At 67.6% G+C, this 15,776-nt stretch carries 12 protein-coding genes; 1 reads left to right on the forward strand and 11 read right to left on the reverse strand.

Going from position 1 to position 15,776, the window contains the following annotated elements:
• Positions 1–22: 22 nt before the first annotated feature.
• The 5 genes from QO259_RS06800 to leuS all read right to left on the reverse strand — a co-directional run bounded on the left by QO259_RS06800 (position 23) and on the right by leuS (position 7,116).
• Positions 23–2,179, reverse strand: a complete 2,157-nt coding sequence (locus QO259_RS06800; protein WP_285952261.1) for a putative bifunctional diguanylate cyclase/phosphodiesterase — start codon at positions 2,177–2,179, stop codon at positions 23–25.
• A gap of 99 nt (positions 2,180–2,278) precedes the next feature.
• Positions 2,279–2,671 carry an MAPEG family protein gene (locus QO259_RS06805; RefSeq protein WP_207034670.1) on the reverse strand — a complete coding sequence of 131 codons (393 nt, stop codon included), beginning with the start codon at positions 2,669–2,671 and terminating at the stop codon, positions 2,279–2,281.
• Between the two features lie 187 nt (positions 2,672–2,858).
• Positions 2,859–3,917: a DNA polymerase III subunit delta gene (holA, locus tag QO259_RS06810; protein WP_285952262.1), complete on the reverse strand. Its 1,059-nt coding sequence runs from the start codon at positions 3,915–3,917 to the stop codon at positions 2,859–2,861.
• Positions 3,918–3,947: 30 nt separating this feature from the next.
• On the reverse strand, positions 3,948–4,436 hold the full coding sequence (locus QO259_RS06815) for an LPS-assembly lipoprotein LptE (protein WP_285952263.1): 489 nt from the start codon (positions 4,434–4,436) through the stop codon (positions 3,948–3,950).
• A gap of 94 nt (positions 4,437–4,530) precedes the next feature.
• Positions 4,531–7,116, reverse strand: a complete 2,586-nt coding sequence (gene leuS / locus QO259_RS06820) for a leucine--tRNA ligase (RefSeq protein ID WP_285952744.1) — start codon at positions 7,114–7,116, stop codon at positions 4,531–4,533.
• A 246-nt stretch (positions 7,117–7,362) separates the two neighbouring features.
• On the opposite strand from leuS, the gene QO259_RS06825 reads away from it, so the two are divergent.
• On the forward strand, positions 7,363–7,911 hold the full coding sequence (locus QO259_RS06825) for a zinc ribbon-containing protein (protein WP_207034656.1): 549 nt from the start codon (positions 7,363–7,365) through the stop codon (positions 7,909–7,911).
• A 179-nt stretch (positions 7,912–8,090) separates the two neighbouring features.
• Here the strand turns inward: QO259_RS06825 and QO259_RS06830 are convergent, their stop codons facing one another.
• From QO259_RS06830 to QO259_RS06855, 6 genes are all read right to left on the reverse strand, one after another.
• Positions 8,091–9,494: an MFS transporter gene (locus QO259_RS06830; RefSeq protein ID WP_207034654.1), complete on the reverse strand. Its 1,404-nt coding sequence runs from the start codon at positions 9,492–9,494 to the stop codon at positions 8,091–8,093.
• Positions 9,495–9,630: 136 nt separating this feature from the next.
• Positions 9,631–10,998 carry a 2-oxoadipate dioxygenase/decarboxylase HglS gene (gene hglS / locus QO259_RS06835; RefSeq protein ID WP_285952264.1) on the reverse strand — a complete coding sequence of 456 codons (1,368 nt, stop codon included), beginning with the start codon at positions 10,996–10,998 and terminating at the stop codon, positions 9,631–9,633.
• A 252-nt stretch (positions 10,999–11,250) separates the two neighbouring features.
• Entirely contained in the window at positions 11,251–12,735 is a 1,485-nt protein-coding gene (gene lnt / locus QO259_RS06840) for an apolipoprotein N-acyltransferase (RefSeq protein WP_285952265.1), read from the reverse strand.
• A 73-nt stretch (positions 12,736–12,808) separates the two neighbouring features.
• Positions 12,809–13,702: a CorC family transporter gene (locus QO259_RS06845; RefSeq protein ID WP_207034649.1), complete on the reverse strand. Its 894-nt coding sequence runs from the start codon at positions 13,700–13,702 to the stop codon at positions 12,809–12,811.
• A 336-nt stretch (positions 13,703–14,038) separates the two neighbouring features.
• The gene (gene ybeY, locus QO259_RS06850; RefSeq protein WP_285952266.1) at positions 14,039–14,530 is read right to left on the reverse strand and encodes an rRNA maturation RNase YbeY; all 492 of its coding nucleotides are present in this window, start codon (positions 14,528–14,530) and stop codon (positions 14,039–14,041) included.
• Entirely contained in the window at positions 14,527–15,531 is a 1,005-nt protein-coding gene (locus QO259_RS06855; RefSeq protein ID WP_285952745.1) for a PhoH family protein, read from the reverse strand. Before QO259_RS06855 ends, ybeY begins: the two co-directional genes overlap by 4 nt.
• Positions 15,532–15,776: the final 245 nt, after the last annotated feature.

Genomic DNA, 15,776 nt, shown 5'->3' on the forward strand with positions numbered 1-15,776 from the left:
CTCTCGGGCAGCGAATGGAGCCCTACCTTAGCCTGCCCTTGGGTGCGCGGCCAGCGTCCTCGGCACAGGCACCGAGACGCTCCAGCAGGGCCGCCATGGGCATCGGCCGGCCCAGGAAGAAGCCTTGGTACTGCTTGATGCCCAGTGCCTGCAGTAGCTGCCACTGGGCCTGGGTCTCGACCCCCTCGGCGATGGTCTCCATGCCGAGCAGGTCGCACAGCCCCACGATCCCTTCGAGCAGGTGGCGCGAACGCGGGTCGGCCTCCAGGTCGCTGAGGAAACTGCGGTCGATCTTGATGGTGTCGAACGGCAGGCGCTTGAGATAGCCCAGCGACGAGTAGCCGGCGCCGAAGTCATCCATGGCCACGCGAAAGCCCTGGCGGCGCAGCTCCTCGATGCGCGCCTCGGGGGCCCGGGTATTCTCCAGAAAGACCGATTCGGTCACCTCCAGCTCGATCAGCTCGGTGGGAATGGCGTGGCGGCGGCAGGCGCTGCGCAGGGTTTCCGGCAGCGTTTCGTCCATCACGTGCAGCGCCGAGATATTGACCGCGACGGGAATAGGGTGGCCGCTGGCCGCCAGCCGTGCGGCGCCACGCGCTGCGTGCTCGATCGCCAGGGTGCCGAGGGCGCTGGCCATACCGTTGTGCTCGGCCAGGGGCACGAAGATGCTCGGCGGCACCTGACCATGGCTCTCGCTATGCCAGCGGGCCAGCAGCTCGGCGCCGACGATCCGGCTGTGCTGATCGAACTTGGGCTGGACCAGGAAGTCGAGGGTCTCCTGGGCGATCGCATCGCGTAGCAGCGATAGCATCGACATCTTTTCCAGATCGTGATGCTTGAGCTGGGCGTGATAGATCGCAAAGCCGTTCTTGCCTTTGTCCTTGGCCGCGTACATGGCAACGTCGGCGTGCTTGAGCAGGGTCTCGCTGTCCTTGCCGTCGAATGGCGCGTGGACGATGCCGATGCTGGCGGTGACGCTGATCTGATGACTGCCGATCACCATCGGCTGGGCCAGGACTTCCAGCAGGCGCCGGGTGATCCGCGGGGCCAGCTGGCGATCGCTGCCTACGTCGATCACCACCACGAACTCGTCACCGCCCCAGCGCGCAATCAGATCGCGGCTGCGCAAGGTAGCGCGCAGACGCTTGACCATGATCCGCAGCAGGGTGTCGCCGGCCTGATGGCCGAGCGAGTCATTGATGTGCTTGAAGCCGTCGAGATCGATGAACAGCACCGCCAGGGCATGGATCGGCGAGATCTGGCGTAACTGCCGATTCAATGCGTACTGCAGGGTGGCGCGGTTGGGCAACTGGGTCAGAGTGTCGATACTCGCCAGATGCTCCAGCTCGCGCTCCGAGCGCTTGCGGGCCGAGATGTCGCGCAGTACGGCGATGTAGTGTACCTGCTGGCTGTCGCCGAGGGTGAAGTCGCTCAGCGTCAGCTCGACGGGGATGGCATCGCCGCCGCCGGCGTCGAACATCCCTTCGTGGTGGTGACTGCGCTCACGACTGACCGCCGTGGCTGGCGGCCCGGAGAGCGCGTTGGCGCTGACATAACGGCTGAGCGGATGGCCCAGGATGTCGCTGAGCGGCCGGCTACCCAGTTCGAGAAAGGCGTCGTTGGCCTCGAGAATCTGCCACCGCTCGCCGACCACCAGCATCGGATCGCGGGAGGCGACGAACGCATGCGCGCGCACGCGACTGCCGATATCGCAGACGTTGTCCTCGGCCACCACTTCCCGCACACCGACGGCAGCCAGCGGGTAGCCCTCTGCGCTGCGCAGTGTGACCGCGCCGCGGATTCGCCAGCGCAGCTCGGGTCGATGGCGATCGGGCTGCAGGGTGAGGTCGAAGCGGTCGTCGAGGCCGCAGATAAGACGTCGCCATTGATGCACTAGGCGCTGGCGCTGCGCGGGCGCCATCGGGCGCAGCAGCTCCCGGAAGTTCAGCTGGAGCGGCGGCGCGTCATGCGCGACGCCCGACGAGAGCAGCCGGAAGAAGGTATCCGGGAGCGCCCAGTGCCAGGGGACCAGGCCGAGTATCGTCAGCGCATCCAGCGGCCAGCCACCTGACGCCTCCTGACCGTTCGACGCCGGGGCCGTGCAGAGGTCGGTCTCCTGCGTGGCTGGCAGCGCCTCGCCGGAAGTCCGGCCGAAGGGAGCGTCGTCGTCGATGGGCATGAGCTATGAATCTCGGTGTCTGGCAAGGAACACTCGTCCTTAACCCGAATCTTATCGACGCCATGGGCTGAAACTTGAACCGCGCCCTGGCCGCAGCGCTTACAGGAGCGCCAGGGCGAACAGGCACAGCGCCGCGAGAAAGGCGACGATAAACACCGTCGAGCGCAGCGTCGCCAGGTCCAGGGCATAGCACACGCCATGGGCGACCCGTGCGAGCACGAACACCACGCAGGCGGCGCTGCCCAGCCAGCCCCCACCGCCGGCGTAGCCATAGGCGACCACCGCCGCGGTGAACAGCGCCAGCGCCTCCCAGGCGTTCTGCTGGGCGGCCCACAGGCGTGCGCCCTTGCCTTCCAGGGTGGCGTACTGCTGGCGCGGATGATGGTTGTCGAGCCCGCCGGGCGCGCGCCGCCGTACGCTGCTGCCCCAGAAGGCGAGCCAGAAGGGGAGCAGGGCGGTGATCAGCAGACACCAGAGCGGTAGCGTCGTCATGGGGATGTTCCTCGAGCCAGTGAGTCGTCACGCCTTCCGCGGCGCGAGTGCTTACAGCCAAGGTAGCAGAAGCCGGTCGCGCCGCTAGCCGAGCGGGGGTAGCGCTCGGTCGTGGCGTCAATCGCAATGACGTTGGAAGAATGCCATCGAAAACGAGCGCTAGGCGGCGGTCGCTGAAGGCTGAGGATCAGCCGATGCGATAGGCGTGGGGCATCTCTGCCAGCAGGCCGCGGCCGCCGGCCAGCGTCAGCGCCAGATCCTGCAGACAGTCCCACACCGGTAGCGTCAGCGCGCCCTTGATCGCCAGATCGATGCGCTGGGAGAATAGCAACAGCTTGTGCAGCCGCCGCAGCGGCAGACGATTGAGCGCCTGCTGATAGCCGGGGCGGCGCTTTTCGGGAATCATCGGGCGCTGCGCCTTGCAGGCGTGGTCGAGGCTCTGGCCCTGATCGAGATGCTGGAAGATCGACAGCAGGATGCGCAGCTCACGGGTCAACGACCACAGTACCACGGGTGCTTCGATGCCCTCTTCACGCAGGCCCCCGACGATGCGTGCGACGCGCTCGCGCTCGCCGCGCAGGCAGGCGTCGGTGAGGGTGAAGACATCGTAGCGCGCGCTGCTCTCGACGCCGCTGGCGATCGACTCGAGCGTCAGCCGGGCGTTGGGCGGCATCAGCAGCGCCAGCTTCTGCAGCTCCTGATCGGCGGCGAGCAGATTGCCCTCTGTGCGCTCGCCGAGCAGGCGCGCCGCGTCCATGTCGAGATTCAGCCCGTGGCGCGTGGCACGATCGCGCATCCAGAAGCCCAGCCGCTGATGATCCACCGGCCACACCGGCACGAACAGGCCGATCTTGTCGAGCGCCTTGAACCACTTGCTCGACTGTGCCTTGCGATCCAGGCGCTGGGCGCTGAGCAGCAACACGTTGTCGCTGTCGCCGGCCTTGTCGGCATAGGCCTCCAGCGCTTTGCCACCCTCCTGGCCCGGTGACTGGCCGCCAAGCCGCACTTCGATCAGCTTGCTCGAGGCGAACAGTGACAGGCTCGCCGCCGACTCCAGCAGTTGGGTCCACTGAAAGCCCGACTCGACGTGGAGCACCTCGCGCTCTTCGATGCCGCGCTCGCGGGCGACCCGGCGCACCGCGTCGCACGCCTCCATGTGAATCAGCGGTTCGTCACCGGAGACCAGAACCACCGGGGGCAGGCGCTTGGCCAGCGCTGCCTCCAGTTTGTCGGGAAAGACCTTCATGAACTAAAAACCTTCGTGACCTGAGAACCTTCACGGCGTGTCGAGGGCGGCCAGGCGTTCGAGCAACTGGTCGGCGGCTTCGCGACGTAGGCGCTCGACCGTCTGCTTGCGCATCTCGTCACTGGCGTAGAGGTTATTGTCCGAGAGCAGGACCGTGGCCGAGGTTTCGAGCTGCTGCTGGCTCAGTAGGTAGGCGCCGTCGCTGACACGCTGGACCGAGAAGGGCGCGGTGAGGGTGATCTCGGTTTCACGGCTGCCGGAGTCGGCGCGGGTCAGGCGGCGGTCGTTGATCTGCTCGTCGCCCAGATTGAGACGCAGGTCGGCGCTATCGTCGATCCTGGTTCCTGCGCTCCGGAGCCGCTGGCGCACGGTTTCACTGAACGGCGAGACATTGGCGCTGAGCGCGATGTCGGAGAAGGGTAGTTCGGTCTGGCCGAGGCCGCGGAGCTGGAAGCCGCAGCCAGCCAGCGTGGTCAGTGCCAACGCCATCAGGCCGATCACTACGGGGCGACGCATCATCAGGTAACTCCTTGTCGAGAGCGGCGCCACCAGGGCGCCGCCGGGGGCGGATGATCCCATCCGCCCGCTGGTTCGGGTTGCGCGGACACGGGGCTCAGTTGGCGACGATATTGACCAGCTTGCCCGGCACCACGATCACCTTGCGTACGCTCTTGCCTTCGATATGGCGCTGGACGTTCTCCGCCGCCATGGCCTGGGCTTCGATGGCTGCCTTGTCGGCCTCGGCGGGTACTTCGAGACGCGCCCGCAGCTTGCCGTTGACCTGCACCGCGAGTTCGATGCTGGCCTTGACCAGCGCCTGCTCGTCGACCTCCGGCCAGGTCGCGTCGATCACCGGGTCGGCGTGGCCGAGGGCCTGCCACAGGGCGTGGCAGGTGTGCGGGGTGATCGGCGCCAGCAGCAGCACGCATGCCTCGAGCGCTTCGCGCGCCACGGCCAGGCCCTGGGGCGAGGTGTCGGCGTAGCGGCCGAGGGCGTTGGTCAGCTCCATGACCGCGGCGATGGCGGTATTGAAGGTGGTGCGGCGGCCGATGTCGTCGCCCGCCTTGGCGATCGTCTCGTGGGTCTTGCGACGCAGATCGACCGCGGCGTCGTCGAGCGCGGCCACCTCGAGCGTGGCCGGAGTGCCGGCGGCCAGGTGGTCGGCGGTGAGCTTCCAGAGCCGCTTGAGGAAGCGGTGGGCGCCCTCGACGCCGGAGTCGGACCACTCCAGCGACTGTTCCGGCGGTGCCGCGAACATCATGAACAGGCGCACGGTGTCGGCGCCGAAGCGATCGATCATCGCCTGCGGGTCGACGCCGTTGTTCTTCGACTTCGACATCTTCTCGATGCCACCCATCTCCACCGGCTCGCCGTCGCTGCTGAGGCGCGCGCGCAGCGGCCGGCCCTTGTCGTCACGGTCGACTTCGACATCGGCCGGATTGAACCACTGCTTGGCGCCGTTGGCGGACTCGCGGTAGAAGGTCTCGGCGATCACCATGCCCTGGGTGAGCAGGCGCTGGAACGGCTCGTCGCTGCCGACCAGGCCCTCGTCGCGCATCAGCTTGTGGAAGAAGCGGGCGTAGAGCAGGTGCAGGATGGCGTGCTCGATACCGCCGATGTAGAGATCCACCGGCAGCCAGTAGTCGGCGCGCTCATCGAGCATCGCCTCCGGGTTGTCGGCGCAGCAGAAGCGCGCGTAGTACCAGGAGGACTCCATGAAGGTGTCGAAGGTATCGGTTTCGCGGGTCCAGCCGTCGCCCAGGTCGTAGAACGCCGGCATCTTCTTGAGCGGCGAGCCCGAGGCGTCGACTTCGACTTCCAGCGGCAGCGCCACCGGCAGTTCGGCATCGGTGAGCGGTACGGTCTGGCCCTCGGGGCCGTACTTGACCGGGATCGGTGCGCCCCAGTAGCGCTGGCGCGCCACGCCCCAGTCGCGCAGGCGATAGTTGATCTTGACCTTACCGCGGCCCTGGGCTTCCAGGCGCGCGGCAATGGCGTCGAACGCCGCTTCGAACTCGAGACCGTCGAATTCGCCGGAGTTGATCAGACGGCCATGCTCGACGTAGGCGCCCTGGCTCAGATCGGGGGCCTGACCGTCGGCGTCGGCGATCACCGGCGCCAGCGCCAGGTCGTACTTGGTGGCGAACTCCCAGTCGCGCTGGTCGTGGGCCGGCACCGCCATCACCGCTCCGGTGCCGTACTCCATCAGCACGAAGTTGGCGACGAAGATCGGTACTTCCTGGCCGGTGAGCGGGTGGATCGCGCGCAGCCCGGTGTCGCGGCCGCGCTTCTCCATGGTCGCCAGCTCCGCCTCGGAGTTGCCGCCCTGCTGGCACTCGATCAGGAACTCGGCCAGAGCGGGGTCGCCCTTGGCGGCGTGCTTGGCCAGCGGGTGGCCGGCGGCGACCGCCACATAGGTGACGCCGAACAGGGTGTCGGGGCGGGTGGTGTAGACGTCGAGCGCGCGCAGGTCATCGGCGAGGCTCTCGCCGGCCACGTCGAAGGTGAGCTCCACACCGCGCGACTTGCCGATCCAGTTGCGCTGCATGGTCTTGACCTGCTCCGGCCACTCGACCTTGTCGAGGTCGGCCAGCAGCTCATCGGCGTAGTCGGTGATCTTCAAAAACCACAGCGGGATCTCCTTGCGCTCGACCCGTGCACCGGAGCGCCAGCCGCGGCCGTCGATCACCTGCTCGTTGGCGAGCACGGTCTGATCGACCGGGTCCCAGTTGACCGTGGACATCTTCTTGTAGACCACGCCTTTCTCCACCAGCTTGGCGAAGAACCACTGCTCCCAGCGGTAGTAGTCGACGTCGCAGGTGGCGAATTCACGGTCCCAGTCGTAGGCGAACCCCAGCGCCTTGAGCTGACTGCGCATGTAGTCGATGTTGGCGTAGGTCCACTTGCCCGGCGCCACGCCGTTGTTGATCGCGGCGTTCTCCGCCGGCATGCCGAAAGCGTCCCAGCCCATCGGCTGCAGCACGTTCTTGCCACGCATGCGCTGGAAGCGGCTGACCACGTCACCGATGGTGTAGTTGCGCACGTGACCCATGTGCAGCTTGCCGCTGGGGTAGGGGAACATCGACAGGCAGTAGTATTTCTCGCGAGTCAGATCCTCGCTCGCCTTGAAGCTCTGATGCTCGTTCCAGAATTGCTGTGCGGCGCGTTCGATCGCTTGCGGGTTGTAGTGGGCGTCCATCGGTTCGGTCATGCACCTTGCGTTCGGCGTGAGAGAGCGCCAGGCGTCCCGCGAAAAGCTATACTCTGAAGAGACGGAAAGTGCGGGGCCGGCGTCGATTTTCAGGCCCACAAGCATACCCCAGACCCGCTGCGGCAGGTAGGGGCGCGCGATGCCGGCCGGCGCTGCGATGGACGCCGCCGCGGCCCCACAGCGGTCGACGTGTGACAGACAGCGGTCAATGCAGAAACGTAGAAGGAGATGGCCATGACGGAACATCAATCAGCGCCGCAGGACCCGCAGGAGCGTTCACGCCTCAGTGAGGCCTATGAGCGTGTCCTCACGCGGCTGAAGGATGGCGGTGGCGAACTCTCCTGGGAGAGTTTTCAGCGCGAGCTCGACGAGGCGGTGGCCTTCGAGGCCGAATTCGAGGAGTTCACCAAGGACGAGATGGCGCTGCTGCGGGCTTGGGTCGAGCGCGACATGCGCGATTTTCGACAGTTCCTGGCCAAGGGTGGCGAAGGCGTGGCGAGCTGGCTGGGTATCGACCTCGACGTGCTCTCGCGACGGGTCTCGGAGGCGCTGTTCTCGATCGCCGACCGTACCACCATCGACCGTGAGCGCTTCGAGGACGATCTCGAGGCGGCGCGCGCCGACTACACCGCCGGCGAGATCGCCCTGCCCGGGCGCATGAGTTGCGTGCACTGCGGCGCCGGCGTCACTTTCGCTCAGGTCAAGCGCCTGGAAGCGTGCCACGCCTGCGGCCACCGCTACTTCCAGCGCGACTCGGGCGCACCGCGCTCCACGGCCGACTGAGCCGGGCGCAGGTCGTTTTCGTACAGGACCCAGCGCTTGGCGTGACCCACTCCAGGGCATTCCAGCTCTAAATGCAGCGGCCCCGATCTGTCTCGGGGCCGCTGCTTACTTTGCGCGGTCGTCTCGCGCCGCGGTGTGCGCTCAGTGCGTGCTGTTCGCCTCAGCGCGCGATGTTCGCCTCAGCGCGCCAACGGCTGTTCCCGACCCGGTGTCACCGTGCGCCAGGTCGACTCGTCGGCATCCAGCGCCCGGTCCGCCGTTTCCGGCAGACGCATGCCGCCCCACAGTGCCAGCAGGGTGATCGCGATCAGGTAGTAGGCCGGGGCCAGATGGTAGCCGGTGCTGTCGATCAACCAGGTGGCGACCAGCGGTGCGGTGCCGCCGAAGATGGTGTAGGAGACGTTGTAGCAGAGTGCGGAGGCGGTGTAGCGCACCCGGGTGGGGAACTGCTCCGACAGCAGCACCGCGGTGACCACGCCGCAGATCACCGCGCCCACGGCCATCAGCGCCGCGCCGATCAGCGACGACAGCCACTCGCCGCTGGCGGCCAGGGTGTAGGCCGGGAACACCGCCGCGATCAGCGCGATACCGGCGGAGAGGATGGTGCGCCGGCGCCCGACCCGGTCGGCGTAGCGGCCGATCAGCGGGCACAGCGCGGCGGCGAACAGCAGCGCGCCGAGGCTCGCCAGCAGAGCCGTGGTCCGGCTCGCGCCGCCGACCACCTGCATGTAGGTCGTGAAGTAGGTGGTGAACATGTAGAACGACAGCGCCGTCGCCGAGATGAAGGCGCTGAGGCAGACGATGGTGGCGCCGTGGGAGCGCAGGGTCTCGCCCAGCGGCGAGTGGGGCACCGCGTGCTGCGCCTTGAGCGCCTGGAAGGCCGGCGATTCGTCGAGTCGCATGCGCATGTAGAGGCCGACCAGCCCCAGCGGCGCGGCGATCAGAAAGGGCACGCGCCAGCCCCAGTCGGCCATGGCCTGCTCCGAGAGCAGCGTACTGATGGCGTAGGTGAGCGCCGCCGCGGTGGCGAAGGCGGCGAAGGTCGAGACCGGCACGAAGCTGCCGTAGCGCGCCTTGCGCGTGCGCGGCGCGTGCTCCATCACGAAGGCGCAGGCGCCGGCGTACTCGCCACCGGCGGAGAAGCCCTGGATGCAGCGCGCCAGGGCCAGGGCCAGCGGCGCCAGCAGGCCGATGCTCGCATAGGTCGGCAGCAGGCCGATCAGGGTCGTGGCACCGGCCATCAGCATCACGGTCATCGCCAGCACCCGCTTGCGGCCGATGCGATCGCCGAGCATGCCGAAGAAGACGCCGCCGAGCGGGCGCAGGGCGAACGAGACCGCGAACACGGCGAAGGTCTGCAGCAGCGCCAGCGACGGGTCGCCGGGCGGGAAGAAGTGGTTGGCGATCACCACGGCGAGGAAGCCGTAGACGGCGAAGTCGAACCATTCGACAAAATTGCCGATCGCCGAGGCGGCGATCACCTTGCGCAGCGTCGACAGATCGACCTGGGCTGCCGTGTGACTGGCGTCGGGATGGTCGTTGTTGAAATGGCTGTTGTCGACATGATTGTTGTTGTTGGGCACGTGCGGTCACTCGCAGGCAGAGGGTTGACCCTCAAGCCTAGAGCCGAACGTCTTGGCCGCGCGCTGCGCCAGCGACGAACACTGTTCCCGCTGCGACCTCCGGGGGGAAGAGCCGGCGCCTGCGCGCCGGCCAGACTCACTGCCCCAGCTGCTGGCGCAGCCGCTCGCGGGAGTCCTCCTCCAGGCGCGCATAGAGCGCGAACTCATCCAGCACCGGGCGCCCCAGTGCCAGTTCGAAGGCGGCCTGGTTCGACTCGCTGGCGTAGGCGGCGTGGCGGGTATCGCCCAGATTGGACTGGAAGATGCCGGCGGCGCTGACGGGCAGGAAGTCCTCGTAGGTGATCGGCAGTGCCTCGACCCAGTGCCGGGCGATCAGCTCCTCCAGATCCGCCGGCGGCGTCTCTCCCGCGGCCAGGGCGGCATGACCGGTATCGCTCAGGCGATAGCGGAAGTAGGCCAGGCCCTGCTGGCGCAGGCTGTCGAGATCGTCGGGGAAATCGGCGAAGACCTCGCCGAGCTGGCGCTGGTGAGTGGCGTTGTCGGCCGCAGGCGGCAACTCGCGCGAGCGCGCCAGCAGGGTGTCATAGCGCTCGCGGCCGGCTCGGGTCAAGGCGATGCCGCGCTGCTCGATCTCGCCGAAGCGTGCGGTATGGGTCCCGTTGTCGCGGCCGGCGAAGCGGATCGACTCTTCGAGCGCCTTGAAGCTGGTCTGGCGCAGCAGGATCGGACAGCGCCGCGGCGGCGGGCCCTCGATCACCGCCTTGGGGTCGATGCCGTAGGCGGGCATCGCCGCCTGGGCGGCATCGATATCCAGGGTGCGCGGCGTCAGATGGTTGATGTGCGGGCCACGGAAGCAGACCACGTCGGCGACCAGACGGTGGGCGTCGTGCAGCGCCTGATAGGTGGCGTGGCCGACGGTGGCGTCCTGGTGCCAGCGGAAGGTTTCCAGGATCGCCTCGACGAAGCGTTCGGCCTGGTGAGTGTCGAAGCCGCCCTGGCGTTCGCCGAGTGCGAGCAGCTCGTGTGCCTTCTCGGTGAAGATGTCACGACCGGCGAGGATGGCGGTGGCCTGGCGCCGCAGCTCGTCATCGCTGATCAGCTCCAGGCGCAGCAGCGAGGTGAAGACGCGGAACGGATTGCGCTTGAGCGCCGCCTCGTCGACCGGGCGGAACGCGGTGGAGTGGACCGGGACGCCGGCCTGGGAGAGGTCGTAGTATCCGACCGGTTCCATGCCCATCAGGGCGAAGACCCGGCGCAGCAGCGACAGCTCCTCGGCGGTGCCGACACGGATGGCGCCGTGGCGCTCGACGTCGAGGCGTTCGAGTTCGCCGCCCGCGGCCAGCGTCTGCTCGAGCGCCGGGTCCGCCGCCAAGGCCTTGGCGTTGATGTCGGCGACCAGTTCGAGCAGGGTGCCGTACTGCGGCACCTCGTGGCGGTACATGTCGGACATCGCCTGCGAAAAGGCGGTGCGAACCTCGTCGGGGGGTACCAGGGAAAGCGTCATGATGGGATGGCTCGATGCGCGAAGGATGAGTTCAGACTCCCATCCTTCGCCATCGCGAGCGGGCTGACAAGGGCGTGTGGGCGCGTCGGGCCCAATCGATAAAGCCGGGTCGCATTTGCGGAAATGACAGCCTTGGCGGCGCCCGCCGGCGCCGCTTATCTCGACCCGGCTTCGAGCGCCTTTCACAACCGCTAGGCGACGTCGGCTTATTCGGCGCCCAGCGTCAGAGGGTTAAATGGGCTCTTAGCGGCCTCAGACGCGCTGGAAGCGGCGGGTCAGACCCGGCAGCAGCAGTAGCAGCGCAAGCCCCCAGGCCGGCCAGCTGCCGGTGCGCGTGAACGGCGTCAGCCCGGTCATCGGGATTACCTCGCCGACCACGCTGGCGGGGGTGAACTGAGGCGCTCGCTCGCGCAGCCGGCCCTGGTCGTCGATGATCGCGGTGACGCCGTTGCTGGTCGCGCGGACCACGTAGCGGCCGTTCTCCAGCGCGCGCAGACGGGCCATCTGCAGGTGCTGCAGCGGGCCGATCGAGCGTCCGAACCAGGTGTCATTGGAGACCGTGAGCAGCACATTGCTGTCGCGTGCGCGCTCGGCGACCAGATCCGGGTAGACGATCTCGTAGCAGATGGCGCTGCCGATGGCGATGCCATGGGTCAGGATCGGCGGCTGCGAGTCGGCGCCGGCGCTGAAGTCCGACATCGGCAGGTTGAAGAAGTCGATCACCCCGCGCAGCAGGAAGTCGAGCGGCAGGAACTCGCCGAACGGCACCAGGTGCGCCTTGCGGTACTCGCCGCGGGTGGCGCCGACGCCGATGATGGCGTTGTAGTAGCGCTCATCGGCATCGCGCTGGACGATCCCGGTGAGCAGCGCGCTCTGCTCGGGCAGCGTTGCCTGCAGCCGCTCCAGATAAGGCAGCGCCTGCTGCGCCAGCATCGGCAGCGCGGTCTCCGGCCAGACGATCACATCGACGTCGTCGGGCAGCTCGCGGGTCATGCGGGTATAGGTGTTGACCGCCTGGCGCTGGCCCTCGGGGCTCCACTTGCTGAGCTGAGGCAGATCGCCCTGGAGCAGCGCGAAGCGCAGCGGGTCGGCGGCCTGCTGGGTCCAGTGGGTCGGCAGCGCCAGCGGCAGCAGCCAGAGCGCGGCGAGGGGCGCCGCGGCCCACCAGCGGCGGCGGCAGAAGGCCACCAGCAGCGTGCCCGAGAGCGCCACGATCAACGACAGCAGATAGACCCCGCCGACCGGCGCCCAGGGCGCCAGCGGCGAGTCGACCTGGGCGCTGCCTAGCAGCAGCCAGGGGAAGCCGGTGAAGGCCCAGCTACGAAAGGCCTCGCCCAGCACCCAGGCGCCGGCGAAGCTCAACACGGCCCAGCGTGGCGTGGTGAAGCGCCGGTAGAGACCGAAGATCAGGGCATGAAACAGCGCCAGGGTGGCGACGAAGAGCACGGTCAGGAACAGCGCCAGCGGTACCCCGGTGTAGCCGTAGTCGTGGATCGAGACATAGACCCAGGAGGCGCCGCTACCGAACAGCGCGACCCCGAACAGCCAGCCGCGCAGGGTGGCCTGGCCCAGGGTCAGGCGATGCTGGTCGAGGGCCATCAGCGCGACGGCGATCGGCCCCAGCCACCACAGATGAAAGGGGGCAAAGCTCAGCGTGGCCAGCACCCCGGCGACCAGCGCGGCGAGATAGGCCGGCCACGGGCGGCGGGCGGAGATCAGGGGTAGGGCAGCGGGCATGGGGGCACTCCTTTGCGCAAAGTGCCCCTTATAACAGAGTCGCTCGACGGCGTCGCGGCGGTCGCCGTAGGCTTCAGCCCTCGACGTGGCGTGCGCGCTCCTGCTCCAGCGCCGCGGGTACCGGGCGCGCCTGCAGCAGGCGGATGCGCCGGTTGTCGGCGTTGAGCACGGTGAAGCGCCACTGGCCGAGATCGGTGTGCTCGTTGCGCCGCGGCAGGTGGCCGAAGCGTTGCATGATCAGACCGCCGACGGTGTCGAACTCCTCGTCGGAGAACTCGGTACCGAACTGCTCGTTGAAATCCTCGATCGGGGTGAGCGCACGCACCGCGAAGGTGCCGTCGCCGAGATCGCGGATGTCCTCTTCTTCGTCGGTATCGTGCTCGTCCTCGATATCACCGACGATCTGCTCGAGGATATCCTCGATGGTGACGATACCGGCAGTACCGCCGTACTCGTCGACCACGACCGCCATATGGTTATGGGTATCGCGGAACTCCTTGAGCAGGCTGTTGAGGCGCTTGGACTCGGGCACGAACATCGCCGGGCGCAGTACGTCGCGCAGCGAGAACGCCTCGCGCTCCTGGCTGTTGCGCTTGAGCAGCGGCAGCAGATCCTTGACCAGCAGGATGCCGAGCACGTCATCCAGGTTGTCGTCGATCACCGGGTAGCGCGAGTGGGCGGTCTCCAGAATGATCGGCAGGCAGTCTTCCGGGCGCTGGTCGACGCACACCGCGGTGACCTGCGAGCGCGGGATCATCACCTCGCGCACCTGCTGGTCGCTGATCTGGAAGGCGCCCTCGATGATGGTCAGGGCGTCCTGGTCGAGGTTGAGCTTGGGCCCCGCTTCACGCAGGAAGGTGAGCAGCTCCTCGCGGGAGCTGGGCTCGTCGAAATCGCTCGAGAAGGTACTGATCAGCTTTTCCAGCCAGGATCGACTGTTCTGGCTACTCGATCGGTCTTCGCTCATGAGTGGGAGTCTCTTGTCCTCGGATGCCGTTGGGGCTGGGTACGAAAACGACACGCGCTACCGGGCCAAGGCTGGCCCGAGAGCGCGTGTCGGTAATGAGGTCTCGCCGCCGGGGCGGCAAAGGAGTCCGGGCCGTGTCCCTGCCGCCGGGCACCGCGTGGCGGAGGCTCGTCGACAGGATCGTCCATCTGGGACGGGCTGGCGTCGGTACGCTCCCGGCAGGGAGCGGCGTGCGTCGATGTCGGCATGGCGTCGATTGGGTTGCCTGAACGGTCGCTTCGGTAGTCAGTCAAGTGCGTCGGTCGTTCGAGTCAGTCGGTCGAGACAGTCGGGGCATCAGGCGCCCGATGCGTCTTCCGACCGCTCCTCCCGATAGGGGTCGGCAATGCCGAACCCGGCCAGCAGAGTGCGCTCCAGCGCTTCCATCTCTTCGGCCTCTGCCTCATCTATATGGTCATAGCCGAGCAAATGCAAGCAACCATGTATTACCAGATGGGCGTAGTGATCGTGGCAGGACTTGCCCTGTTCGGCGGCTTCGGCGGCCACCACGGCGTGGCAGATCACCAGATCGCCGAGCAGGCCCAGGTCGACGCCCGGCGGCGCCTCGAAGGGAAACGAGAGCACGTTGGTGGGCTTGTCCTTGCCGCGGTAGTCGCGATTGAGCTGGCGGCTTTCGTCGCGTTCGACGAAGCGCACGGTGAGTTCGCGGCGCGGCTCCTCGACGTGGTCGAGGACCCGCGCGACCCAGGCCTCGAGGTCGGCGAGGCCGGGCAGCTCGGCGGCGGCCGCGTCGGCCACCGCGACCTGGCGATCGATCTCGAGGGTCACGAGGCACCACCGTCACGCGCGGCGCTGGCTTCCAGACGCGCCTGACGCCGCTCTTCGCGACGCTTGCGATCGGCGGCTTCCTCGCTCGCTTCGTGGAGGTCGTAGGCCTCGATGATGCGCTGCACCAGCGGATGGCGTACCACGTCCTTGGGGGCGAACTGGGTAATGCCGATGCCCGCGGTGTCGCGCAGCACTTCGAGCACATGGATCAGGCCGGAACTCGACCCGCGCGGCAGGTCGACCTGGCTGGCGTCGCCGGTGATCACCGCGGTGGAGCCGAAGCCGATACGCGTCAGGAACATCTTCATCTGCTCGCGCGTGGTGTTCTGGCTCTCGTCGAGGATGATGAAAGCGTTGTTGAGCGTGCGCCCGCGCATGTAGGCGAGCGGGGCGATCTCGATGATCTGGCGCTCGATCAACTTGTTGACCTGTTCGAAGCCGAGCATCTCGTAGAGCGCATCGTAGAGCGGGCGCAGATAGGGGTCGATCTTCTGCGCCAGGTCGCCGGGCAGGAAGCCGAGCTTCTCGCCCGCCTCGACCGCCGGGCGCACCAGCAGGATGCGGCGCACCTCCTGGCGATTGAGCGCCTCGACCGCCGCGGCCACCGCCAGATAGGTCTTGCCGGTGCCCGCCGGGCCGATGCCGAAGTTGATATCGTGGCGGCGGATGCTGGCGACATAGCCCTGCTGATTGAAGCCGCGGGGCTTGATCAGCGCCCGCGGCGTGCGGATCAGAATACCGCCTTCCTCGAGATCGCCGGTCTCCTCCTCGAGCGCCTCGACCCCTGATTCCTGCAGATAGAGGTGGACGGTGTCGGGGAGCAGCTCCTCGGCCTCGGTCTCACGATAGAGGTGTTCGAGCACGTTGGCAGCAGCCTTGACGCTGGCCTCGGGGCCGGCGAGCTGGAAGGTGTTGCCGCGGTTGCGCAGCGTTACGCCGAGGCGCGTTTCGATCAGCTTGAGGTGTTCGTCGCGCTGCCCGCACAGGCTGGCGAGGCGCATGGGATCGTTGGGTTCGAGCGTCAGTGACACGACGCGCTGGGCGGACTGTTGGTCTTGAGTCAACGCAGAAGGATCCGTCGATGATGTGAAGTGGAAGCCGTCAGCTTACTGCGACGCTTCCCGCGGGGGCAATGCTCCAGGATAACCAATCTCCCGCGGGCGCGGGCCGGCGATGCGCCGGTGACCGGCCGAGCGGGACGCGGCGCGGGGTGCGCCGCGTACGGCCGCGGGCCGGTGTCACCGGG

The organism is Salinicola sp. JS01 (assembly GCF_030284585.1).
Classification (GTDB): Bacteria; Pseudomonadota; Gammaproteobacteria; order Pseudomonadales; family Halomonadaceae; genus Salinicola.